16 protein-coding genes are annotated in these 23,883 nt (G+C 62.6%); 7 read left to right on the forward strand and 9 right to left on the reverse strand.

All coding sequences use genetic code 11. The features are described from left to right. Window positions 1-53 precede the first annotated feature (53 nt). The 5 genes from WNZ15_RS16145 to WNZ15_RS16165 all read left to right on the forward strand — a co-directional run bounded on the left by WNZ15_RS16145 (window position 54) and on the right by WNZ15_RS16165 (window position 11,467). Window positions 54-1,220, forward strand: a complete 1,167-nt coding sequence (locus WNZ15_RS16145; RefSeq protein ID WP_342894367.1) for a lytic murein transglycosylase — start codon at window positions 54-56, stop codon at window positions 1,218-1,220. Between the two features lie 190 nt (window positions 1,221-1,410). Next, window positions 1,411-2,052 carry a ParA family partition ATPase gene (parA, locus tag WNZ15_RS16150; RefSeq protein WP_342894023.1) on the forward strand — a complete coding sequence of 214 codons (642 nt, stop codon included), beginning with the start codon at window positions 1,411-1,413 and terminating at the stop codon, window positions 2,050-2,052. A 109-nt stretch (window positions 2,053-2,161) separates the two neighbouring features. Beyond that, window positions 2,162-7,705 carry an MG2 domain-containing protein gene (locus WNZ15_RS16155; RefSeq protein WP_342894024.1) on the forward strand — a complete coding sequence of 1,848 codons (5,544 nt, stop codon included), beginning with the start codon at window positions 2,162-2,164 and terminating at the stop codon, window positions 7,703-7,705. A 48-nt stretch (window positions 7,706-7,753) separates the two neighbouring features. Next, on the forward strand, window positions 7,754-9,850 hold the full coding sequence (gene pbpC, locus WNZ15_RS16160) for a penicillin-binding protein 1C (RefSeq protein WP_342894025.1): 2,097 nt from the start codon (window positions 7,754-7,756) through the stop codon (window positions 9,848-9,850). Window positions 9,851-10,324: 474 nt separating this feature from the next. Then, window positions 10,325-11,467 carry a porin gene (locus tag WNZ15_RS16165; protein WP_342894026.1) on the forward strand — a complete coding sequence of 381 codons (1,143 nt, stop codon included), beginning with the start codon at window positions 10,325-10,327 and terminating at the stop codon, window positions 11,465-11,467. 132 nt (window positions 11,468-11,599) lie between these two features. Here WNZ15_RS16165 and WNZ15_RS16170 read toward each other — a convergent pair whose 3' ends face one another. Next, window positions 11,600-12,529, reverse strand: a complete 930-nt coding sequence (locus WNZ15_RS16170) for an alpha/beta hydrolase (protein ID WP_342894027.1) — start codon at window positions 12,527-12,529, stop codon at window positions 11,600-11,602. Between the two features lie 277 nt (window positions 12,530-12,806). On the opposite strand from WNZ15_RS16170, the gene dapA reads away from it, so the two are divergent. Together dapA and smpB are read left to right on the forward strand one after the other, a co-directional pair. Continuing rightward, window positions 12,807-13,685, forward strand: a complete 879-nt coding sequence (gene dapA / locus WNZ15_RS16175) for a 4-hydroxy-tetrahydrodipicolinate synthase (protein WP_342894028.1) — start codon at window positions 12,807-12,809, stop codon at window positions 13,683-13,685. Window positions 13,686-13,740: 55 nt separating this feature from the next. Continuing rightward, window positions 13,741-14,220: an SsrA-binding protein SmpB gene (gene smpB, locus WNZ15_RS16180; protein ID WP_342894029.1), complete on the forward strand. Its 480-nt coding sequence runs from the start codon at window positions 13,741-13,743 to the stop codon at window positions 14,218-14,220. Between the two features lie 149 nt (window positions 14,221-14,369). Here the strand turns inward: smpB and WNZ15_RS16185 are convergent, their stop codons facing one another. The 8 genes from WNZ15_RS16185 to WNZ15_RS16220 all read right to left on the reverse strand — a co-directional run bounded on the left by WNZ15_RS16185 (window position 14,370) and on the right by WNZ15_RS16220 (window position 23,851). Then, the gene (locus WNZ15_RS16185) at window positions 14,370-14,843 is read right to left on the reverse strand and encodes a thioesterase family protein (protein ID WP_342894030.1); all 474 of its coding nucleotides are present in this window, start codon (window positions 14,841-14,843) and stop codon (window positions 14,370-14,372) included. Continuing rightward, window positions 14,840-16,003, reverse strand: coding sequence for an iron-containing alcohol dehydrogenase (locus WNZ15_RS16190; protein WP_342894031.1), 1,164 nt, complete (start codon window positions 16,001-16,003; stop codon window positions 14,840-14,842). The genes WNZ15_RS16185 and WNZ15_RS16190 overlap by 4 nt, the downstream gene beginning before the upstream one ends. 145 nt (window positions 16,004-16,148) lie before the next feature. Then, window positions 16,149-18,401: a DNA topoisomerase IV subunit A gene (parC, locus tag WNZ15_RS16195; protein WP_342894032.1), complete on the reverse strand. Its 2,253-nt coding sequence runs from the start codon at window positions 18,399-18,401 to the stop codon at window positions 16,149-16,151. Between the two features lie 140 nt (window positions 18,402-18,541). Further along, entirely contained in the window at window positions 18,542-20,446 is a 1,905-nt protein-coding gene (locus tag WNZ15_RS16200; RefSeq protein WP_342894033.1) for a tetratricopeptide repeat protein, read from the reverse strand. Window positions 20,447-20,492: 46 nt separating this feature from the next. Further along, window positions 20,493-21,131 (reverse strand): DUF3540 domain-containing protein, encoded by a 639-nt coding sequence (locus WNZ15_RS16205; RefSeq protein ID WP_342894034.1) that lies wholly within the window; start codon window positions 21,129-21,131, stop codon window positions 20,493-20,495. 33 nt (window positions 21,132-21,164) lie between these two features. After that, on the reverse strand, window positions 21,165-22,112 hold the full coding sequence (locus WNZ15_RS16210; RefSeq protein WP_342894035.1) for a hypothetical protein: 948 nt from the start codon (window positions 22,110-22,112) through the stop codon (window positions 21,165-21,167). A gap of 76 nt (window positions 22,113-22,188) precedes the next feature. Beyond that, complete coding sequence (locus WNZ15_RS16215; protein ID WP_342894036.1) at window positions 22,189-22,593, reverse strand: PAAR-like domain-containing protein; 405 nt, start codon at window positions 22,591-22,593, stop codon at window positions 22,189-22,191. 133 nt (window positions 22,594-22,726) lie between these two features. After that, window positions 22,727-23,851 (reverse strand): pentapeptide repeat-containing protein, encoded by a 1,125-nt coding sequence (locus tag WNZ15_RS16220; RefSeq protein WP_342894037.1) that lies wholly within the window; start codon window positions 23,849-23,851, stop codon window positions 22,727-22,729. Between the last annotated feature and the right edge of the window lie 32 nt (window positions 23,852-23,883).

Here is a 23,883-nt window from a genome sequence, read left to right on the forward strand (position 1 = left end):
CAAAGCGGGAGGAGGGGCGCGTGCGTCAGCGGATCGGGAACAGACTTGCGGGATTGGTCCTTGGGGCCGGGACCGTCCTTTTGGCGGCAACAGGTGCCGCGCAGGCAATCGAGAGCTGTGTCGCCGCGCTGAAGAAGCAGGCCATTGCCGCGGGGGTGCGCCCGGACGTCGCCGAGCGCATGCTTGCGGGGGCGGTCTTTGACGAGAAGGTCATCCGCTTTTCGACCTCCCAGCCTGAACACAAGACCGAGATCTGGGACTACATGGCCTTCCTGGTCGACGTGCAACGGATCGAGGACGGCAAGAAGTACCTCAAGCAGAACCGCCGGACCCTGACAGCGATCGAGAAACGCTATGGCGTTGACCGCCACGTGGTCCTCGCGGTCTGGGGCATCGAGAGCGATTTCGGAAACTACCGCGGCGACTTCTACACGCCGCACGCGCTGGCAAACCTGGCCTGCGCAGGAAAACGCCGCCAGAAATACTTCCGCGGCGAGCTCATGAAGACCCTGCAGATCGCCTCGCGCGGCGACGTTCCGGCCAAGGACTTTGTCGGTTCCTGGGCAGGCGCCTTCGGTCAGACCCAGTTCATGCCGAGCACTTACAACAGCCTCGCGGTCGACCACGACGGCGACGGGCGCAAGGATCTGGTCAATTCGGTGCCGGATGCGCTTGCCTCGACAGCCAATTTCCTGAAAAACGCCGGCTGGCGCGACAGCCAGCCCTGGGGCTTCGAGGTCAAGGTTCCCAAAGGGTATTCCGGTCCGTCCGGCCGGAAGAAATACACGTCCCTGTCGACCTGGAACAAGCGCGGCCTCACCAGGATCGGCGGCGGCGCCCTGTCGGGCAAGCTGGAGGCGGCGCTGATCCGGCCTGCGGGGGCCAACGGGCCGGCCTTTCTGGTGACCCGGAACTTCCGGGCACTGCGGTCCTACAATGCGTCTACCTCCTATGGCCTCGCCATCGCCCTGTTGTCCGAACTCGTCGCCGGGCGCGAGCCCTTCAAGACACCCTGGCCGACCGACAATCCGGGCTTGTCCCGCGCGCAGCGCCTCGACCTGCAGAAGCTGCTGAACAGGAACGGCTTCGATGTCGGCAAGCCGGACGGCAAGGTTGGTCCGGCCACGCGCGCGGGCATTCGCAAGGCAGAGGCAAAACACGGCATGCCGGTGACCGGACGCCCGTCCTGGAATGTCTATTACGCCCTCGGCGGCCGGTGAGGCGATCCGGGCGGCAGTCGCCCGGAGACTGCAATGTCCGCCTGGCCTCTGCGGGGAGCTGAAATACCGTCGTCCGCATGCGGGCTCGTCTGACGATCGGATGCGGAAATTCCACCTGACAAGGAGATGGACTTGTTGCGCGGCGCAGTTTTGCGGCGCAATATGCCGCTGATGAGCTGGAGGATCGGACATGTCCGGACGGATTTTGACTGTTGCACAGCAGAAGGGCGGGTCAGGCAAGACAACCCTGGCGGTCCATCTTGCCGTTGCGCTTGCCCGTCACTCCGGAGAGCCGGTCGCCATACTCGACGTCGATCCGCAAGGGTCGCTCGGAACCTGGTACGAGGCGCGTGAGGACAGGCTGGGCGAAGACATGACCGGCCTGGAATTCCGGACCGCGTCGGGATGGGGTGCGCGCCGGGAGGCCAGGGCGCTCGCCAGATCGCACGGATATGTCATCGTCGACACACCGCCCAAGACCGACGTCGATGCCAAGCCGGCCATTGACGCCGCCGATTTTGTCATCGTGCCGGTGCAGCCGACCCCCGTCGACCTGTGGGCGACATCGCAGACGATCGAACTGGCGGCCCGGGAGGACACGCCCGCGCTGCTCGTCCTCAACCGTGTGCCGCCACGGGCGTCCCTGACGGCGGAAATGGCCGGGGCCATCGACACTTCGGGGTACGACACGCTCACTGCCCGGCTCGGCAACCGGACCGTTTTCGCGGCAGCCATGGGGCGGGGCTCCACCGTCACGGAAGTCGCGCCGTCGAGCAAGGCGGCACTGGAAGTCAACGCCCTGATCGACGAACTGGTCGGACGCGTCGGCTGACCGCGCGGGGTGTGGCGCCGGCACGAGACCGCGCCAGTCGAGATTTGCCTTGTCCTTGTCATGATCCGGTGCCTTGATAGAACAAGGTATCGGCCCGGGAGGACTGGCCATGGTTGTTTTTTCGCTTGTTTTCAAACGTGTTCATCTGAATTTCGGATCAAAGATCATGCTCATATCGAAGAAACTGCGACGTGCATCGCTGGCGGCCTGTGCCGCGGCCCTTTTGGTGCTGCCGGCAGCCGCCCAGGACAAGCGCATCGTGACCATCGACCAGGCCGACTTTTTCGGCGGTGACTACCGAACCGTGAAGGATGTCGATCTGGAGGCCTGCAAGTCCGCCTGTCTTGAGGACAACCAGTGCCGGGCCTTTACCTTCAACACCTCCGCGGGCTGGTGTTTCCTGAAATCCGACTTCGGAGAACTGCAGAGCTTCGCCGGAGCGATCGCCGGCCGTGTTGTCGAGGTCAGGGCGCCCAGGGCCGATCAGAGCGCGGAGCGGAAAGCCGAGCTTGCCTTCGTTCCCGCAGCGCAGCTTGAAAGCGCTCAAACCTACAAGCTCGGCATCGGAAATTCCGTGCGGCCGGGCGGACAGAGCACCGATCAATTGCGCCGCAGCGGCCTTGCGGCGCTCGGCAATGGCAATGCAGCCCTGGCGGAAGCGGACTTTCTGCAACTGCTCCGGCTGGAACCGGGCGACTTCGATGCCTGGATGCGGCTCTCCACAGCCTTGCTCCAGCAGAACCCGGACGACTGGCAGCAGCGGGAAACCAAACGGAAAAACGGCGTCTTTGCCTCGATCAATGCATATCTGCAAGCGGTGAGCAGCCCGGAGCGTGCACAGGCCCTTGATCTCCTGGGCCGCTCTCTGGCGCTTCGAAATGAATTCAGGACCGCGATCAAGGCTCTGCGTGCCTCCCTTGCTCTTGAGGACAATCCGGGCGTCCGCCGGCGCTACGAGGATTTCGTCGCCAAGCACGGTTTTCGCATCGTCTCGCACGAGGTCGATTCCGACAGCGCATCGCCACGGGTGTGCCTGGTGTTCTCGCAGAAACTGCCGGTCGGCGAAGACATGAGCCCTTATGTCACCGTCAGTGGCGAGGGCACCTTCGCGATCGGAGCGGAGGAGAGCCAGATCTGTGCCGACGGCCTGAAGCACGGGGCCCGCTACCGGGTCACGGCCCGCAGCGGCCTTCCCGCCGCTGATGGCGAAAAGCTGGAAAAGTCCGCCGAACTGTCCATCTACGTGAAAGACCGGTCGCCGTCCGTGAATTTCCTGAGCCGGTCCTATGTGCTGCCCTCGGGAGGCAATCCGACCATTCCGATCGTGTCGGTGAACACTTCCGAAGTCGAAACCGCGATTTACCGGGTGGGCGACCGGACCGTTGCCGAAATTCTTCGGGACAACAGGTTCCTGCGCCAGCTGGACCCCTATCAGGCAGATCAGGTCGAGGACGAACTCGGTGAAAAGGTCTGGTCGGGGATCGTCGAGACCGGCAATGATCTCAATGTGGACATGACCACAGCCATTCCGGTGGCCGAAACGGGCATTGACCTGAAGCCCGGCGTCTATGCCATGACGGCCCGGTCCAGCCTGGACCAGAAGAACCGGTGGAGCGCGCTGGCGACCCAATGGTTCCTCGTCTCCGATCTGGGGATCACGACCCTGTCCGGCGATGCCGGGATCGCGGCGAACATCCGCTCCCTGTCGACGGCGGCGGCGCTGGAGGGCGTGACCGTCCGGCTGCTTGCGATCAACAACGAGATCCTCGGTGAAACGGCGACCAACGCGGACGGCTTTGCCGAATTCGCCGCGGGCCTGTCCCGTGGCCGCGGCGGTCTGGCTCCCGGCGTGCTGGTCGCCGAAACGGCTGACGGCGACTATTCGTTCCTGGACCTGCGCAAACCCGCATTCGATCTTTCCGACCGCGGCGTCGAGGGCCGGCCTGCGCCGGGACCGCTGGATGTCTTCGCCTGGACCGAACGCGGCATCTACAAGGCCGGCGAGACCGTTCATGCCCAGGCATTGCTGCGCAACGCGAGCGCGGTGGCACAGGAGGATTTCCCGCTTACCTTCATCTTTACCCGTCCGGACGGTGTCGAACATGCCCGCTACACGGTCGCCGACGGTGGTCTTGGCGGTCATCTTCAGGATCTGACCCTGGGCGCTTCCGCCCAGCAGGGCATCTGGTCCTGGCGGGTGTTCGCCGATCCCAAGGGACAGGCGCTGTCGCAGCAGACGTTCCTGGTGGAAGACTACCAGCCGGAGCGTGTCGATTTCGACCTCGAAACAGCGGCCACATCGTTCAGCAGGACAGCTGCGACCGACGTGTCGCTCGAAGCCAGGTACCTTTATGGCTCGCCCGCCGGCGGACAGACGCTTGAAGGGGATGTCATCGTCCGGCCCGTGCGCGCTCTGGAGGCGTTTCCGGGCTACCGCTTCGGCGTGGCCGATGCGGATGCATACGCGGAGCGCGGTTCCATCACGTCCGGCCTGAAGACGGATGCGGACGGCAAGCTCGATTTCGAGGTGGTCCTGCCGGAATTGCCCGAAACGACAATGCTCTATGACGCGCGGCTGGTGACCCGTCTGGTCGAAGCCGGCGGCCGTTACGTGGAACGGGACCTGGATCTGCCGGTGGCCCTGGACAGCGCCCGCATCGGCGTCAAGCCGGCGTTTGACGGCGGTGTCGACGAAGGTGGCCCGGCGGAGTTTTCCGTGATCGTGGTCGGTGCGAACGGCGAGGAAACCGACGCTTCGGGCCTCGGCTGGAGCCTTTCGAAGGTCGACCGCCGGTATCAGTGGTACCGGTATGACGGCCGCTGGTCGTATGAACCGATCACCACGACGCGCAGGATTGCCTCCGGAGAACTCGAGACAACCGCCGGACAGCCGGGGCAATTGTCACTCCCGGTCGAATGGGGCGAATACCGGCTTGATGTCGAGGGCAGCGGCGCACTGCAGACCATGACGCGCGTGACCTTCAATGCCGGCTGGTACACAGCCGACGCAACTTCGGAGACGCCGGACTATCTCGATGTCGGCCTGGACAAGACCAGCTACCGGCCCGGTGACGTCGCCAAATTGCGCCTGAAACCGCAAATGGCGGGCATTGCCGTGGTCAATGTCGTCTCAGGTGGTCTGCTGGCCAGCAGGACGGTGGAAGTCTCCGGAGAGGAAACCGAGGTCGAGATCCCTGTCAGCGATGACTGGGGGGCCGGTGCCTATATCACGGCCAGCCTCTACCGCCCCATGGATCTGGACCAGAAACGCATGCCGTCCCGGGCGATGGGCCTGTCCTGGCTGCAGGTCGACCCAGGTGTGCGCGCGCTTGCCGTCGAATTGTCGCCGCCGGCCCGCATTCTGCCGGAAACCATGCTGGAGGTTCCTGTCAAGCTTGCCAATCTCGAACCCGGCACGCAGGCCTATGTCACCGTGGCGGCGGTCGATGTCGGTATCCTCAACCTCACCGCATATGAAACCCCCGACCCGGAAGGCTGGTATTTCGGCCAGCGCAGGCTCGGCACCGACGTCCGCGATCTTTACGGTCAGCTGATCGACCGGATGGCGGGCACGCCAGGGCGCGTGCGGTCCGGCGGAGATGCCGCCGGGATGCGGCTGGACGCGCCGCCGCCGGACGAGGAACCGGTCGCACTGTTCTCCGGCCTGGTGGCACTGGACGCCGATGGTGAGGCCATGGTGTCTTTCGACATTCCCGCCTTTAACGGAGCCCTCAAACTGATGGCGGTCGCCTGGACCGGGCAGGGCGTCGGCCACGCGGACAAGGAAGTGGAAGTCCGCTCACCGGTGGTGATGACGGCAAGCACACCGGCGTTCCTTGCGCCGGGAGACCGGTCACGCCTTGCGCTCGAGATCGACAATGTCGACGGCGCCCCGGGCGCCTACGCGCTGGAAGTGTCGGTTGATGCCGGTCTGAGCCTTGAGGGCGGCAGTGCCAGCCAGACCCGGACACTGGAGCTGGAGAGCGGCGGCAAGTCGCTCGTGCTCATGACCATGGCCGCAGGGGACATCCGAACGACGTCCGAGGTGGTCGCGTCCCTGACGGGCCCCGAGGGCAAGACCTACGTCAAGCGCTTCGGTCTCGAGATCAGGAACACCCAGCCGGAAGTGGTGCGCAGGTCCGCGTTCACGCTTGCGTCCGGAGACACCCTGTCGCTGACGGCGGACAGTTTCGACGGCCTGCGGGCGGACACGGTCGACATTACGTTGACCGCGGGCGGCGCCGCGAGCGTCGACGTCGCGGGCTTGCTGGCGGCTCTGGACCGGTATCCCTATGGCTGCACCGAGCAGACCACCAGCCGCGCGCTGCCGCTTCTTTATCTGGGTGAGGTCGCCGAGGCCGCGGGCCTTGGCGGCGACAGCGCCATCCGCGCGCGGGTGGTCAAGGCGGTGGCCCGCGTTCTGGCGAACCAGTCCTCCTCCGGGGATTTCGGCCTCTGGTCGAGTTATGGCGACGGCGACACCTGGCTCGATGCCTATGTGACGGACTTTCTGACGCGCGCCCGGGAAAAAGGCTACCTTGTGCCCGATCTGGCCTTCACCACGGCGCTGGACAATCTGGAGAACAGGCTTGCCTATGCCTCCGATTTCCAGGATGGCGGCGAAGGTGTCGCCTATGCGCTTTATGTGCTGGCCCGCAACGGGCGCGCCTCCATGGGGGACCTGCGTTATTATCTCGACGCCAAGCTGCAGAGTTTTGCCACGCCGCTGGCAAAGGCACAGGTGGCGGCGGGCCTGGCTCTCTACGGGGAGCGGGAGCGCGCGGCCACCGGGTTCCAGGCGGCGCTTGCCGCATTGCCGTCCGACCGGGCGCAATCCTACCGCAGCGATTATGGCTCAAAGCTGCGCGACAGCGCCGGTGTGACCGACTATGTCGCGTCGGCCTCGATGGGGGACAGTCTCAGGAACGAGGCGGTCGCTCTCCTCAAGGCCGCCCAGAGCGGGACACCGAACCGGTCGACCCAGGACATGGCGTGGCTGCTGCTGGCGGCGAACGCGCTCAACGAATCTGCGGCCGAGGCCCGCCTTTCGGTGCGCGGCGAAGAGACGCCCGGCCGTCTTGCCTGGTCGCTCGCGGGCAGCGAGGTCGGCGATTTCCCGGCCGAGGTGAAGAACAACGGCGGCATGGCCACCGAGCTTCTGGTGTCTGTTGCCGGTCAGCCGCTGGTTCCCGAACCGGCAAGCGGCAAGGACTATGCCCTGGAGCGGACCGTCTATGATCTCGATGGCAATCCGGTGGATCCGTCCGCCGTGCCGGTGAACACGCGTCTCGCGGTTGTCGTCACCGTCCGGGCCTTGAGCGACCAGCCGGGCCGGTTGATGGTGGTCGACAGGCTGCCGGCAGGTCTGGTCATCGACAATCCCCGCCTTGTGCGCTCGGGCGATCTGGGCGGGCTGTCATTCCTCGACACGGTGGATCAGCCCGAGCATTCGGCGTTCTACACCGACAGGTTCGAGGTCGCGGTCGACCAGACCCGCTGGAGCGGCAAGGAATTGACGTTCGCCTATCTCGCCCGTGCCGCCACGCCCGGCAGCTACGCCCACCCGCCGGCATCGGTCGAGGACATGTATCGTCCCGACAGGCGGGCCGTCACCGCGACCGGAAGGTTTGTGGTGCTCGGACCGACCAGATAAAGCGGCGAGATGCAGCTCATGCGTATCGCGAGGCCGGCGGATTGGCACATGGCCCGGCGCTGGGGCGCCGCCGCCGGCTTGGCGCTCGCCGCGCTGGCGCTGTGCGGCCAGGCCAAGCTGCGCCACGACTACGCCGCGCTGCCGGCGCCGCTGCGTGTCGCCGACCTGCCGCTTTCGTCGGTCGTGCTCGACCGGGAGGACCGGTTGCTGCGTGCCTTCACCAGCTCGGACGACAAGTGGCGGCTGCCGGTTGAACCCGATACGATCGATCCGCTTTATTTCAGACTGCTGCTCGCCTTCGAGGACAAGCGGTTCTTCGACCATGGCGGATACGATCTGCGCGCGCTTGTCCGTTCCGCCCTGCAGAGCCTGCGTTCCGGGCGCATCGTTTCCGGTGGCTCCACACTGACCATGCAGGTTGCCCGCCTTCTGGACGAGCGGCCGACCAGATCGCTTCAACGCAAATACGAACAGCTCCTGCGCGCGGTGAAACTGGAAAACACCTTCTCGAAGGAAGACATCCTGCGGCTCTATGCGCTGCGCGCGCCGTTCGGCGGCAACCTTGAAGGCGTGCGGGCGGCGAGCCTGACCTGGTTCGGCAAGGAACCGCGTCGGCTGACACCGGCCGAAGCAGCGCTTCTGGTCGCCCTGCCGCAGAGCCCGGAAGCCCGGCGCCCCGACCGGTATCCGGGGCAGGCGATCAAGGCTCGCAACCGGGTGCTGCGCCGGGCCGTGCAAGCCGGCATCCTGAGCGCAGAGGAGGCAGGGTCCGCGGCAGGGGAGCCTCTCGGGGCGAGGCGGCATGCCATGCCGCTGTTCGCACCGCATGAAAGCCGCAGGGCACGGCAGCGCGCGCCGCGACGGCAGGTGCACCGGCTGACCATCGATCGGGACCTGCAGTCCGGGCTTGAAGCCCTGACCCGGCGCAAGGCCGGGGCCCTGCCGCGTCCGGTGTCGCTGGCACTGCTGATCGCCGACCACCGCAGCGGAGAAATCCTGGCCAGCATCGGCGCCCCGGATCTTCTGGACAGCGCGCGCGAAGGCCATGTCGACATGACCCGCGCGATCCGCTCGCCCGGCTCAACGCTCAAGCCATTTATATACGGGTTGGCCTTCGAAGAGGGAATCGGACTTCCCGAAAGCTACATCGAGGACCGTGCGACCGACATTGCCGGTTACCAGCCGACCAATTTCGACCAGGGTTATCAGGGAACGGTGACGCTGCGCGAAGCCTTGCAGCTTTCGCTGAACACGCCCGCGGTCAAGCTGCTGGAAGCGGTGGGCCCGGCGCGGCTGATCGCGAGGCTGAAACGTGCGGGCGCCGCGCCGGTTCTGGAAAAGGGCGTTTCCCCGGGGCTGGCGATCAGCCTGGGGGGCGTGGGCCTGTCGCTGAAGGACCTGGCACAGGCCTATGCCGCGTTGGGACGGGGCGGCAAAGCCGTGAGGCTGTCGGTCTGCCGCGAAACCTGCGATTCCCTCCAGGCCGGATCGGCGGCGCCGGTCTTGAGCGAAAAGGCCGCGTGGCAGGTGAGTGATGTTCTGGCGGGGCTGCCCCAGGTTCAAAGTGCCGAGACCTTCCATGTCGCCTACAAGACCGGCACATCCTATGGCTACCGCGATGCCTGGGCTGTCGGCTATGACGGCCGCCATGTCATTGCGGTCTGGTCGGGCCGTCCGGACGGAACTCCGGTTCCGGGTGCCACCGGCATGAAGGTTGCCGTGCCGGTTCTGTTCGAGGCCTTCCAGGCGCTCGGGTCCAGGCGTGTGCCGTTTCCGGCGAGACCGCCGATTGCCTGGCCGCAAGTTGCCGGCGAAGTACCCGTGCCGCTTCGTTTCGCCAGGTTGCCGGATCGGGTCGCCAACATGGCGGCCGGGGATCCGGTCCGCATTTTCTATCCGCCCGATGGCGCGGAACTGGATCTGGGACTCGGTGGGACGGACGGCGGCGGGAAAACCGCGCAACCTCTTGTCGTCAAGTTCAAGGGCGGTAAAGGGCCTTTCTCCTATCTGGTCAACGACCACCCTCTGCCGGGAGGCAGCAGGGAACGGCAACTTGTGTGGCAGCCCGGGCAAGCCGGGTTCGCCGAAGTGACCATCCTCGATTCGTCGGGAAAGAGTGCAGGGGTCACTGTTCGTCTCCGGTAAAGAGCAGCGCGGCCTGACCGATGACGGGAATCGCCCTTATGATCCGGCCTCCGCTTGCGCGGAGCCTGTCGGCGAATCCGACCCGGCAACGAAAGACGGCAAAGAGATTCGGTTCTCCTGCCAAAAACAGCCGATCGGGCAGGCGCAATCAACGGGGGCGGAAGCCTGATAACGGGCGTGACCTGTCGCCAAATCCCTTAGAATCCTAACGAATTCTAAATTTCCGACCCGATTTTGTGACATTCGCGCAACACCGGTTTTTGAAAGCAGCCTGCAGGGGAGGTGGGAACTGCATTCAGTGTTGAACCGTGAAGCCGGATGCGTATGGTCACTCATGCGAGCGGCTTCGGGCCGCACTGGTTTGATTACTTCGGACGTCCAACCTCCGGTCGGTAACAAACACAGAATTCATTCGCGGGGACAATGGTACCGTTTGTTGGTGCCAATTGAATTGACTGATTTGGAGGTCAGATTATGAAACTCAAGAGCTTGATGCTCGGCGCAGCAGCCGTTGCTACCGCCACCACCGCACAGGCAGCCGATCTTCCGGTTGCTCCGGAGCCGGTTGACTACGTTCGCGTTTGCGATGCCTACGGTTCGAAATTCTACTACATCCCGGGCACCGAGACTTGCCTGCGTGTTGGTGGCCGCGTTCGTACGCAGATCACCATCAACAACTTCGCTTCCGACGTGGAAGACGGTTGGGGTGCACGTGGCGACAACGGCTACGACTGGGACACCGAAGGTTACCTGTACCTCGACGCTCGCACAGCAACCGAATTCGGCACGCTGCGCGCATTCGTGACCCTCGAAGGCCAGGTCACCACCGGTGGCACCGAGTCCTTCGACTTCGGCAGCACCTACATCCAGTGGGGCGGCCTGACCATGGGTTACCTCGGTTCGAACTTCGACATCTTCACTGGTCAGGTTTGGTCCGGTCCGATCACTCGTAACTGGTCTGATAACACCATCCAGCAGCTGGCTTACACCGCTGCCTTCGGCAACGGCTTCTCCTTCACGGCCGCTATCGAAGACGGTGCTGACCGCGCAACCGGTGCTTATGGCGGCACACGTATGCCTGACTTCGTCGCCGCTCTCGGCGTGTCGCAGGGCTGGGGTTCCGCACAGCTGTCCGGTGCTCTGCACCACGTTCGTCCGGCTGCTGTAGGCACCGACGAGCACCTCGGCTGGGCAATCGGCGCTGGCGTTGCAATCAACCTGGACATGCTGTCCTCCGGTTCCAACGTCTTCTTCCAGGCACAGTATGCTGACGGCGCACTGAGCTACATCGGCCAGAGCGGCGTGACCATCAACGGCGTGACGTCCACCAACAGCGACTATGTTGGCAACGACACTTCGACCGGTTACTCCCTCAGCGGTGGTATCTACTACCAGGCGACTTCCACGGTCGGCCTCGCACTCGATGGTTCCTACATGGACATCGACTACGGTGCGAACCCGGATCACGAGCGTTACGCAATCGACGGTTCCGTTCAGTGGTCCCCGGTTTCCGGCTTCACCATTGGTGGCGATCTGGGCTACAGCCACAACGACCTGTCCGGTGTTGGCGACTTCGACAACCTCGTCGCTCGTCTTCGCGTACAGCGCGACTTCTAATCAACCCTCACTCGAGGTTTGATGGGAAAACCCGGCGGAAACGCCGGGTTTTCTTTTTGTCTGGTGCCGGGAAAGAACCGGCATGAAGAAGGTCGTTTCCGGCCCGAAGCGCGTCCTGCAGTTTCGTCCGCGTCAAATGTCTTTCAGGAAAGAAGCGACGCGTTCGCAGGTCGCCCGATCCCAGAGAACTGGGGCATGTCCCTGTCCGGGGACCGTTTCGAGCTCCGCCTTCGGGTGTGAAGCCACCATGCGTTTGCAGGTTTCGGCGCTGAGCAGATCGGAATGTTCCCCATGCAGGATGAGAACGGGCCGGTCGGTCAGATTCTCGTAAAGATGCCAGAGGTCGGCGACCGGAGCGGCATCGTCGACACTCGCCAGTTGATGCGCCAGCGCGGGGTCGTAGTCCATGATGGCCTGTCCGTTCTGCTCGGTGGCGAGCTGGCCCGCGAGTTTCAGCCAGTCGGCGGATTGAAATGCGGGAAACTGGTTGCCGATGGTCCGTTCCAGATTGCCCGCGATCGCCACCAGAGAGTCTGCCTTCATGTTCCGGCCGAGTGTCGCCGCGATCCGGTGGATCGACCGCATTTCGATATGCGGACCGACATCGTTGAAGATGACTGCGGCCATGCGCGAAGCAGGGTAGTGGCCGCCCATCACAAGCGCATGCAATCCCCCCCTTGAAGTGCCGAGAAGGGCAAAACGGTCAAGCGCCAGATGCTCGATCGCGGCGTCGATGTCCTTTTCCTCGATCGGCAGGGCGTAGTTGCGCCAATCCGGATCCCAGTCACTGAGACCTCTGCCGCGATAATCCAGTGCGATAACACGGTGTCCCCTGGATTGAAGAAGTCGGGCTATATCATTGAAATCACGAGTGTTACGTGAGAGTCCCGGCAAGCATAGAACCGGAATGCCAGGATGGGCTCGTCCGTCTTGAGGCACCTGCGCAGGCCATTCCCGACCGGTGAGGGTCAGGCCGTCCGGGCTCTGCCAGGTGAAGCAGAAATCGTTCGAAGATGAAGCGAGGTGGTCTTCGTCGAGCGGTTTTGGGGTCGCGGAAGTCATGGCTGTCTCCTGGAACGTTTCCATCCGATTGCTGTTTTCCTGCAAGATAGAGTTGTTGACGAAGGTCTGCCAATAGGAACTTCCCTTACGAATACCGGTCGATTTGCTCCGTTCCCCGAACATTGGTGCGACACCTTGAAGAAAAGTCCCAAAAGCAGGTCCGTAAATCCGCCGCAAGCATTGCTCCGGGTCGAGCAGATGAGTATGTTGCGCCTCCGTTGACGTTCACACTCCTTTCGCGCGCCGAAAGATCCAGATCCACCAAAAGGAAACCGAGATGTTCAAAGGCTCCATTCCAGCGCTGATTACCCCGTTCAAGGACGGAGCGCTTGAAGAGAAACGGTTTCAGGAGTTTGTGGACTGGCAGATTTCGGAAGGATCCAGTGGACTTGTGCCTGTCGGAACCACCGGAGAAAGCCCGACGCTGACCCATGCCGAACACAAGCGTGTCATCGAGCTTTGCATCGAAGCGGCCGCCGGACGGGTTCCGGTGATTGCGGGCGCCGGCTCCAACAACACGATCGAGGCGGTCGATTTTGCCCGTCATGCGGAAATGGCCGGCGCGGAAGCCCTCCTCGTGGTTACGCCCTATTACAACAAGCCGAACCAGGCCGGCCTCAAGGCGCATTTCAAGGCGGTCAACGATGCGGTCGGTATTCCGATTCTCATCTACAATATCCCGGGCCGGTCGATCATCGACATGACCCCGGAGACGATGGCCGAGCTTTTCGAAACATGCGCCAATATCAAGGGCGTGAAGGATGCGACCGCTGACATGGCAAAGGCGAGCCGTCAGCGAGAGTTGTGCGGTCCGGATTTCCTCCAGTTGTCGGGTGAAGATATCTCCGCGCTCGCATTCAATGCGCATGGGGGCGTCGGGTGCATTTCCGTCACGGCCAACGTCGCGCCGCGCCTGTGTGCGGAATTTCAGGCCGCGACACTGGCCGGAGATTTTACCAGGGCTCTGAACTATCAGGACCGGCTGGCGCCGCTTCATCGTGCATTGTTCCTTGAACCGAGCCCTGGCGGGGCCAAATATGCATTGTCCCTGCTGGGCAAGTGCGAGGAAGACCTGCGCCTGCCGCTGGTACCCGTCACCGAAGGGGCACGGGATGAAATCCGCGCCGCGATGGCCCATGCCGGTTTGATGAACTGACAACAAGAACATCTGGTGCGTGTGTCCGTGAGGCAAGGCACCAGAAAGGAAAAACATGGCTCCGAAAAAAGGGGGCGATCCGGGACGGAAGATCATCTCCGACAACCGGAAGGCCCGGTTCAATTACGAGATCGAGGATACTCTTGAGGCCGGAATCGAGCTGAAGGGTACGGAAGTCAAATCGCTCCGGACAGGCAAGGCGAACATCGCCGAATCCTATGCGGCCGAGCGCAATGGCGAGATCTGGATCTACAACGTCTATATTCCGGAGTACCTGCAGGCCAACCGCTTCAACCATGAACCGCGCCGGCCCCGCAAGTTGCTGCTGAACAAACGTGAAATCGGCAAGTTCGCCAGTGCCGTCCAGAAGGACGGCAAGACGATTGTCCCGCTCAAGCTGTATTTCAATGACAAGGGCCGCGCCAAGATGGAACTGGCCCTGGCCCGCGGGAAAAAGCTGCACGACAAGCGCGAAACCGAGAAAAAGCGCGACTGGCAGCGGGAGAAATCCCGTCTCATGAAGAACATGAGCTGAAACTCTTCGAGATGAGGGGGCAGCGCCGGCCCCGCATGTGGAGAACCTGTGCCCAACGTGTGCGCAGGTTGTGGACAACGTGTGTAAAACCTGTGCGGGCGCATCCGCCGTCACGGCGGAACATCCTGTGCATGGCTTGTGAATACGCCTTAGCCGTGAAAGGAACTGGCCGTCAGTCCGGCCAGAATGAGGCGCTTGTGCTCGGGAATGGGAACGGGGCGACGGGTATCGCGGTCGACGTGGACATGGACGAAGCGGCCGTGGGCGGCGGTTTCGACCGCGTCGCCGGCAAACAATCCGACCTCGAAAATCACAGAGCTGGAGCCGAGTTTCCCGATCTTCAACCCGGCATGAACCTCTCCGGGAAACGTCAGTTCGGAGAAATAGGTGCAGCCCGTCTCAACCACCAGAAAGATCTCCGGGCTGCTGATCGGGTCCAGCAGGCCGTTTTCGACGTACCAGCTGTTCACGGCGGTGTCGAAGAAGCTCAAATACTGAACATTGTTGACGTGTCCATAGACATCCACATCCATCCACCGTGTGGGGATAACCTGAAACGTTGTGAATTCAGTCCGTTTTCCGGGATGTGGGCGTGTTGCCTGTGGAGTGTGTGTGGATTTCATAAGGCCGCCCTGTAGATTTCAAAAGCGTCCGCTTCGGTAATTTCTTTCGGGTTGTTGACCAGCAGCCGGGTCTGTTTCATCGCGTCGCGGGCCAGCTTCGGCAGATCCTTCTTGCCGATACCGACATCGCGCAAGCGGGTGTGAAGCCCAAGGTTCCGCGACAGATCGGTCAGCATGGCGGCGAACACTTCGGCCCTGTCGGACCCGTCCGCGATGTTGGTGAGTTGCGGGAATACTGCAGGCGCGATCTCGGCGTATGTCGCGGCGGCCACGCTGTTGTTGAATTTAAGCACATGCGGCAGCACAAGGGCATTGGACAGGCCGTGAGGCACATGAAACGTGCCGCCGATCGGATACGCCAGTGCGTGGACGGCGGCCACCGGGGAATTGGCGAAAGCCATGCCGGCGAGCAGGGATCCGAGCAGCATGGCGCCTCTTGCGTCCGCGTCCCCGGGCGTGAAGACCGCTTTTTCGATATTGGCGCCCAGAAGGCGCAGCGCTTCCACCGCCAGGGTTCTGGAGACAGGATTGTTGTTGGCTGATCTGGATGCAAAGGCCTCGATGGCATGCACCATCGCGTCTATGCCCGTTGCAGCCGTGACCGGGGCCGGAAGGCCAAGGGTCAGCAGGGGATCGAGAACCGCAATATCCGGCAACAGGAGCGGAGACACCACTCCGCGCTTTTCCTCTTCTCCCACGGTGATGATCGAAATCGGGGTGACTTCGGAACCGGTACCTGCCGTCGTCGGCACGAGGATCAGCGGCAGGCGCGGACCTTTTGCTTTACCGATCCCCCAGGCGTCGTCGAGGTCTTCACCGCTGCCCAGAACAAGGGCGACCAGTTTTGCGACGTCGAGCGACGAACCGCCGCCGAAGCCGATAACCGACGTTGCCCCGTGTTGGCGCGCGGCGTCCACGGCCGCATCGACCAATGCCCGGGGCGGGTCGGCCGCGACGTCGGCAAACCGGGACAGCTGGTGTCCTGCCTGTCGAAGTGCCGCTTCGCACGGCCCCTGCAGATCAAGCCCGATAATCCCCGGGTCGGTGACGAGAAAGGGGCGGGGGCCGAGAAAGGAGGCCGCATGCGCGTCGAGTTTCGCCGCCGATCCGGTCTCGAAAACAATCCGCTGGCTTGTGTTGAAGGTGAAAGCTCCGATCATCCGTCCCCCCGGGTGCTGATATCCCCGGAGAGTGCACTCTCAACGGCATCGCGTCGAGAGCCAGGTGATCGGATTGGCTCTGTTTCCCCGAAGCCCTGCTGAAGCGGGTGCCCGGTTGGCCCGGGCGCCCGTTTTTCGGGGGGTACTAGAGCTTGCGCGAGCCGAACTTGTTCGACCTCGGGAAGCCTGTCGGCGGCAGGCGTCCGGCATTGCCGCGTTCGCCGCACCATTCGGCCATGTCAGCCATCGTGCGGGTGAAACTGCGTCCGGAGCTGTCGCTCCAGGTCAGTCCATCCTCGCCCTTGAAGACACGCAGGTCGGAAATCAGTCCGTCCCGGTAGCGTTGCAGCCGGACGCCGCGTCCGCGGCCCATCTGCGGGACCTGCGCCAGCGGGAAAATCAGGAGCTTGCGATTCTCGCCGATGATGGCCACCTGGTCTCCGGCAGCCTCGACGCAGAGCGAAGCTTCCGACGGGGCGGCCAGATTGAGGACCTGCTTGCCTTTTCGGGTGTTGGCGATGACATCGTCTTCGGACACCACAAACCCGCGCGCCTCCGTGCTGGCCAGAAGCAGAGTGCGGCCCGGTTTGTGGACGAAGGCGCTGACCACGTCCTGTGCCTCGTCCATTTCTACCATCAGGCGGATCGGTTCACCGTGTCCCCGGCCGCCCGGCAGCCGATCGGCGCCAAGAGTGAAAAACTTGCCGCCCGAGGAAAACAGCAGGATCTTGTCGGTCGTTTCCGCAGTGAAGGCCAGTTTCAGCTTGTCGCCCTGCTTGAAGGACTGTCCGGACAGGTCGCTCTGGTGTCCCTTCAAGGCCCGGATCCAGCCTTTCTCGGAGATGATGACGGTGATCGGTTCCCGCTCGATCATGGCCTGCTGAATATCGATCAGATCGGCTTCGGGTGCTTCCGACTTGTCGGTCCGGCGGCGGCCGATATCGGTCTCCGGACCGTAGACCTTGCAGATTTCGGCGATTTCCTTGGAAATCACGGTCCATTGGCGGGTGTCCGAACCGAGCAGCTTGATCAGCCCGTCTTTTTCCAGGGACAGCTTCTCGTGTTCCTTGCGGATTTCCATCTCTTCAAGCTTGCGCAGGGACCGCAGGCGCATGTTCAAGATGGCTTCCGCCTGCACGTCGGTCAGTTCGAAGGTCCTGATCAGGGACGCCTTGGCATCGTCCTCTTCGCGGATGATGCGGATGACCTCATCCAGGTTGAGATAGGCGACGAGATAGCCTGCCAGAACCTCGAGCCGGTGGTTGATCTGGCCCAGCCGGTATTCGGACCGGCGGATCAGCACGTCCTTGCGGTGGTCGAGCCACTCGCGCAGCACCTGCTTGAGACCCATGACCATCGGCACCTTGCCCATGGACAGGACATTCATGTTCAGTGAGAACCGGTTTTCCAGATCCGTCAGCTTGAACAGGGATTCCATCAGCAGATTGGCGTCGACATTGCGCGAGCGCGGAACCAGAACGACACGGATGTCTTCGGCCGATTCATCGCGGATGTCGTCGAGCAGGGGCAGTTTGCGGGCCGTCAGGAGTTCGGCGATCTTTTCGATCAGGCGCGACTTCTGGACCTGATACGGGATTTCGGTGACGACGATGGCCCATTGGCCTCGGCCGAGATCCTCGACTTCCCAGCGCGCGCGGACGCGGAAGCTGCCCCGGCCCGTGGCGTAGGCTTCGCGGATCGACCCCTGGTCGGACACCAGCAGACCGCCGGTCGGAAAATCCGGCCCCTTGATGTAATCCAGAAGTTCGTTGACTTCCGCATTCGGGTTCTTGATCAGGTGCAGGCTGGCCTGGCACAGCTCATAGGCATTGTGCGGCGGGATGGATGTCGCCATGCCGACGGCAATGCCCGACGAACCGTTGCCCAGCAGATTGGGAAACCCGCCCGGCAGGACGATCGGTTCCTTGTCCTCGCCGTCATAGGTTTCCCGGAAGTCGACCGCGTTTTCGTCCAGACCGTCCAGCAGCCGTTTGGCGGTGTCGGTCATGCGCGCTTCGGTATAGCGCATGGCCGCCGCGTTATCGCCGTCGACATTGCCGAAATTGCCCTGTCCGTCGATCAGCGGATAGCGCTGCGCGAAACTCTGGGCAAGACGGACCAGAGCATCGTAGACGGCCTGGTCGCCATGGGGATGGTATTTACCGATGACGTCGCCGACGACGCGCGCACATTTCTTGAACCCGGAACCGGGATCGAGCTTGAGCAGGCGCATGGCGTAAAGCAGGCGGCGGTGAACCGGTTTCAGACCGTCGCGCACATCCGGCAGGGCCCGGTGCATGATCGTCGACAGGGCATAGGCCAGATAGCGCTCTTCAAGCGCTTCCTTCAGGTTGATGGCTTCTGCGCCGCCTGGTGGTGGTGTCGTCTCTTTTCCCATATTTGCTTGCTAGCCGTTTCGGGGACCCGGCGCAATTCACCAGGTCCGGTTCATGGCGGCAATCGGCGGATTTTCAACGGAAATCGCCGCCTCTGTGGGCAAATTTCCCGTGCCGATGCATGAAGGACAGGGCGATCCGGCTAAGTCACGTCCATTCCGGCCGTCTGTCCCGAGTGGAGAATGGCCTGAAGCGGGGCGGCCAGATCGCCCATCAGCTCCGCCCAATGGCCGAAACGCCCGGTCTGCAGGACGCGAACCGAAGGGTACCAGGTTGCCGCGCCGTTGTTTGAGTGCCAGTACCAGGGAGGAGCCGGCTGCGTCAGAAGGGCGGTGGGTCTGCCCATGGCCCCGGCGACATGGGTGGGCAGACCGTCCGGTCCAACCAGCAGGTCGGCCTCGGCGAGCAGGGCGGTCAGGTCGCCCAGTGACTTGAAATGCGTCCCGGCGTCGATGACGGACGGCCAGTCTGAAAGCTGATGGCGGGACTCGTCCCACATCACACTGACGAAAGTCCCTTCGAAGCCGTCCGCCTGCGCCAGTACGGGCCCGTAGTCGTTCAGCAGAAGACCGGGGCGGCTTGCATTCCAGGACAGGGCGACAAGGGGGCGGGGGAGTTCCTTCAGCGCCTCCTGCCAGGTCCGACGGCTGTCGGCATTTGCCCCGATGTAAGGGCACCATTGTCGCATCGTGCGGAATGTCTCCGGAGAAAGGGCGAGAGACGCCGTCAGCTGAACCGGAGGGTCGGATGCGGCCAGCGCCTCGCGCCCGGCAACACTGTCGATCTCAACAAAGGAGAATTCGCCGGCGAGATCGGCCACTGGAGCCAGATGGGTGGCGCCAAAAATTCTCCGTTGCAACGTCCCGGGCCGCTGCCCGCGCGCGAACCGCATCAACACGAGCACGTCCAGACTGGACAGCGTCGGGTCGAGAAGAACATCGCGTTGCCCAAGCGCCTCCAGAAGGAGATCTGTATCAGCCGATTTCGCAGCGTCTTCCGGGGCATGGAGGCGTTGGATCATCTCGGACACGGGAAGGGTTCGCGCGAGATCCTCAAGCTGATCCGACGCCAGCAGGCAGTCGCGCATAACATTCAGCGCATGGTGCCGGTCAGGGGCATTGAACGGTGCGGTTTCATCCAGAAACGGACGGAGCAGTTCGCGCGCTTTGACCAGATGGCCGAGGCTGCGATACGTGATGGCGAGGGAAATCACCGCAGCCGTCTTGTCCGGGTGTTTCCTGATCTGTTGCAGGTAATCGGAAAGCACCTGAGTGGTGTCGCCGCGCAAGGCCTCAATGCCGATGAGGAGGCGCCAGCCTTCGAGGAGGCCGGGAAAGCGGACCGTCAGCCGTTTTGCCAGCACCCGGGCTTCGCTGGCAAGGCCGAGGGCCACCTGGGTTTCGGCAAGAAACAGCAGGATCAGCGGATCGGTCGGCAAGCGCAAATGCGCTGCCTCCAAATGAGGCAGCGCTTTTTCGTGGTCTCCCAGTTGCGCGAGTATACGCCCCAGCCTGGCCTGGTAGCGGGCATTGTCCGGCTCCTGAGCGAGCGCGTCCTGTGCCAGTTGCAAGGCTGCCCGGCTTTGGCTGAGGGTCGTGAAAAGACCTGCCAGAGCCGACAGGAGCGCCGGATCGCCGGGGTTGCTTTCCAGCGCCGCGCGCAACACCTGTTCAGCCTGTCCAGGGGCGTCTTCCCGCATCAGGAGTTCTGCGCGCAACACGCAAGACTCAACGTCGCCTGGTGCCAGCTCAAGGGTTTCGACGACGAGATCCCGCGCCTGATCGACCCTGTCTCGGGCCAGTAACACGCTTGCAAGCAGGTTGCGCGCCGGGATGTCGGCCCTGTCACGCTCGAGCACTTCCGTCAGAAGCTTTATCGCCTGATCGGGCGCGCCTTCCTCCAGCCGGATTTCGGCCAGCGCGGTGAGCGCTCGTCCGTGTCCGGGCGCGGTGTCCAGGATACCTTCCAGAAGGGCGGTCGCGCTCGCCCGGTCGCCGGATACCTTGTGTTGCGCTGCCGCCTCCAGGCGGTCTTTTACGGACATCATGTGGTGGTTTATCCATTGGAGTGTGCGGTGATCAGGCAGCGCCGGCTCAGCCGATACTCACCCGTTCGCCATCCAGACGCACATCCTGCTTGGCGTTGATGAGGGAAATCTCGCTGTTTTGAAGCGAGACACCGTCTGTCTTGTGAACGAGCGTACCTGCGGTTACGGATTCGGTCTTCTCGATCCTGGCCGAGCGGGTCTCGGCTCTCAGGGTCACGCTGCGCACGGAACTGAACTTGTCGACGATTGCCTCCACGACCTGCTTGGCGTGCAGGGTGACCGAGCCGGCGGACTGAACGATGGTCTTCGCCAGAATGCCGAGTTTGGTGGCCTTGAAATTCAGTTCGTTCGCTGACAATTCAAGTCCGTCTTCTGCGGACAGGCGCAGCGACGTGGCGTCCGGAACGCCGAGTTCGGGAATGCGGGTCTCGTCACCACGCACCAGCACGGCCAGAACGAACGCTTCGGTGCCTGCACTATAAACCAGGACCCGGTCGCCCACGGCGGGCGCCAGCAGGCAGCTTCCGGCCTGGCGCGCGAACAGGTCCTGGCCGTCTTGCGTCCTGAGCGACAGGTCCGTCTTCGACAGCATCAGCGACACGGTGGCCGTGACCAGACTGCCGCCGTCGGCGGCGCCCTGCTTCTGCGTGCTGTATACCTGCTCCCGTTTGGTTTCCTTGGTCATTTGTTGTGATCCTCAATGGGGTCATTCGGTCAATCAGGTGAAAACGGCCAAATTGCCCATGTTGACCAGAACGTTGCTGTTCCGCAGGTCGATCGTGTTCCTTACCAAGACGGTGTTGTTGTTGGTGACCTGGACAGGCCGGTTTTCCAGTGCAGTCACCGAATTATTGAGTTCAACCTGCTTGCTGCCCACGGCCATGAGTTTGGAGCTGATTTCGGCAAGGGAGTTTTCTATCGTCATGTCCTTTGCCTTCAGATCGGTAACTGTTTTTGAGAACCCGAACTGGGTCAAGCCGACGGACAGGAGTGTGTAGGAAAACGCGGCCGAAAGATTGGCCGTGAAATAAATGCCGACACTGACAGTCACCCCGCCCGACAGGTTGCCGGCAAAGACACCACCGACACTGACAGATTGCTGGCTGCCCAGAGTGATGAAGGTTTTCGTGCCATAGGTGATGGCGACCGTGTCGCCATGATTGATCGTGTAGCTGTCCTTGGAGGTTTCCGTGAAGTCGTTGCCCAGGATCGTGGCCGTTTTCGTCTTGGCGGTTTGCTTGATTTCACCTTCCGCACCGGCATCAATGTTGATATTGTTTCCGGCCTTCCCGCCGGATTTTATCGTCACCGCATCGCCGCTTTCGACATGGAGTGCGCCGCCACAGTTGACGTACATTTCCTTGCCGGCCTTGACCAGCGCGACGCCGTCGCAGGCCAGCAGGATGCCGCCCAGAACATTTCCCGAGCCATCCTTGCCGGACGCCAGCGTGTAGATCGTCGCGATATCGTCCGTATTGTCTGCGACGAATTGTGACGGATAGAACAACTTTGCAGTGGCGTCGTCGTCGGCAGCTGTCTCCTTGTCGCAATAGCTGCCAAGCCGCAGCATCGCGCCGGGGGTGCTGCTTGAACCACCCACTGTCGGCACGAACAGGTACGCGCTGTTGTCAGTCGTATCGAGATCCACATCGCTATTTGTAGCCATTTCAACAGTCCTTTTTTCCAGACTTCGCCCTGTATCCCACCGTAATCGCCCGCCCTTGTCCTTCCGGTCTCCTGCCCTAGGGGCTTGGGTTCATCATCCGGATCTGGGAAGGCACGACCGTGTTTCCGACGGAATTCGGCACGTTGCCGTTCTGGCCCGTCGGATCCATCAGGGCACGTGTTGCCGGAGCCACCTGAAGGATGAGTTTCGTCGAGCCTTTGAGGCTCCTGGAGGAGGAGCAGACCTGGCCCGAAACCGCGCCCGGACCGGGCCCGCTGATGGTGACGGGGGTCTGGTCCATCACGGTATGCGGCGGCATGCATTGCACCAGCACGCGTGTGCACTTTGGTATTTCCGTCGCTCGCATTCCGGTGCTCAGGAGGGGAACGGGAACGGGACCGGCCGGTGTCGTCTGCAGGTAGACGTCCGGGACGGCGAGATCCATTCCCGGCAGAGGTCCCTGGGAATTCACGAAAGGCATGATCTGTCCTCTTCTTGATGACCGGGCATCGCAGTCGTCGACGTGATGCGTTGCAGGACCGGGTGTGAAGGCCCGGCTGTAAGAGCATGGAGACGTGTCACTTTTGCCATATCCACTATCCCGAAATTCCGCCTCAAGGCGCATTCTGTCTGTCGTCGTCGTCCAGCAGCACCTGTCGGGGCGCATAGGCTTCCGCAACCAGCAAATTCTCGTCGGTGCCCAGTATGCTGCCGTACGTGCCACTGAGGAGCGTAGCATCGGTTTTGGCGGCATGCATCTTGGTGTTTGCAAACACGGCCGCTCCAAGATTGGCGGCCGCCAGGTTGGCGTGGGAAAAGTCCACCTGGCGCAGATCGCTATGTTCAAAGCGGGCGGCACGGCAATCCGTGTCCTGAAGCACTGCCGACCACATGTGCGAACCGGTGAAATCGGCTCCCGTCAGGCTGGATCCCGAAAAGCCGGCCATGATAAGGTTGCTGCCACTGAAATTGGCGCCGTCCAGGGCGCAGCCATTGAAGGCAGCCAACTTCGCTCCGCTTCTTGACAGGTCGGCCTTGGTCAGATCGCAGGCGATGAACATGGATTGCTGCAGCACGGCTCCGCTGAGATTGGCGCCTGCGAACTGGCCCTTGTTGAAGGTGCATCGCTGAAATGTCTGGCCGGAAAGGTCCTTGCCGGACAGATCCGCATCCGCAAACACGGCGGTGTCGATTGTTGCATTCGTCAGATTGACTTCCCGCAGATCCGCTCCGGTCATGATGAAATTGGTCAAGGTCGCATTTTCAATCGAGATCCCACCGATGCCGCAATCCAGAACGGCGCAACGGTCCGCCGTGGCCGCACCCAGGTCCGCACCGGAGAGGTCGGATTGCGCCATGCCCGTCTGGTTGAGAGACGCCCCGCGCAAGCCGAGCTTGTCCGTCTTGCACTCGATGAATTGCGCATTGTCCAGAGCGCAGCCGTCAAAACGAGCGGAACTCAGCACGCATCTGATGAATTGCGTCGAGATGAGCTGCGCGGAGGAAAACGTGCAGCCGGACAGGTCGCAGGACACGAACTGGGCGTTCAAGAGGCAGCTGTTTGAAAAGTCGGATCCCGACAGATCGCACTCAATCCAGATGGCTCCGGTAAAATCCCGTCCGGTCAGCGTTTCCCTTTGCGCGTGCTTCAGAAGCACAGGCTGGGAATGCGCGAAATGGTCCATCATGTCCGCAACGGAAATGGATTGGGTCTCCCGTTTCTCTGCGCTCAAACTCATCTCCTTTCTCCTTGGACCGGTCTTCGTTGGTC

The sequence above is a fragment of the Roseibium sp. AS2 genome (assembly GCF_038900065.1).
Taxonomy (GTDB): domain Bacteria; phylum Pseudomonadota; class Alphaproteobacteria; order Rhizobiales; family Stappiaceae; genus Roseibium.

Coding starts and splice junctions, on each gene's coding strand:
- WNZ15_RS16205 (WP_342894034.1), bottom strand. CDS start 21,131: ATGACCAAGGAAACCAAACGGGAGCAGGTATACAGCACGCAGAAGCAG.
- WNZ15_RS16170 (WP_342894027.1), bottom strand. CDS start 12,529: ATGACTTCCGCGACCCCAAAACCGCTCGACGAAGACCACCTCGCTTCA.
- smpB (WP_342894029.1), top strand. CDS start 13,741: ATGGCTCCGAAAAAAGGGGGCGATCCGGGACGGAAGATCATCTCCGAC.
- WNZ15_RS16215 (WP_342894036.1), bottom strand. CDS start 22,593: ATGCCTTTCGTGAATTCCCAGGGACCTCTGCCGGGAATGGATCTCGCC.
- WNZ15_RS16210 (WP_342894035.1), bottom strand. CDS start 22,112: ATGGCTACAAATAGCGATGTGGATCTCGATACGACTGACAACAGCGCG.
- WNZ15_RS16200 (WP_342894033.1), bottom strand. CDS start 20,446: ATGATGTCCGTAAAAGACCGCCTGGAGGCGGCAGCGCAACACAAGGTA.
- WNZ15_RS16165 (WP_342894026.1), top strand. CDS start 10,325: ATGAAACTCAAGAGCTTGATGCTCGGCGCAGCAGCCGTTGCTACCGCC.
- parC (WP_342894032.1), bottom strand. CDS start 18,401: ATGGGAAAAGAGACGACACCACCACCAGGCGGCGCAGAAGCCATCAAC.
- WNZ15_RS16190 (WP_342894031.1), bottom strand. CDS start 16,003: ATGATCGGAGCTTTCACCTTCAACACAAGCCAGCGGATTGTTTTCGAG.
- pbpC (WP_342894025.1), top strand. CDS start 7,754: ATGGCCCGGCGCTGGGGCGCCGCCGCCGGCTTGGCGCTCGCCGCGCTG.
- WNZ15_RS16155 (WP_342894024.1), top strand. CDS start 2,162: ATGGTTGTTTTTTCGCTTGTTTTCAAACGTGTTCATCTGAATTTCGGA.
- WNZ15_RS16185 (WP_342894030.1), bottom strand. CDS start 14,843: ATGAAATCCACACACACTCCACAGGCAACACGCCCACATCCCGGAAAA.
- dapA (WP_342894028.1), top strand. CDS start 12,807: ATGTTCAAAGGCTCCATTCCAGCGCTGATTACCCCGTTCAAGGACGGA.
- WNZ15_RS16220 (WP_342894037.1), bottom strand. CDS start 23,851: ATGAGTTTGAGCGCAGAGAAACGGGAGACCCAATCCATTTCCGTTGCG.
- parA (WP_342894023.1), top strand. CDS start 1,411: ATGTCCGGACGGATTTTGACTGTTGCACAGCAGAAGGGCGGGTCAGGC.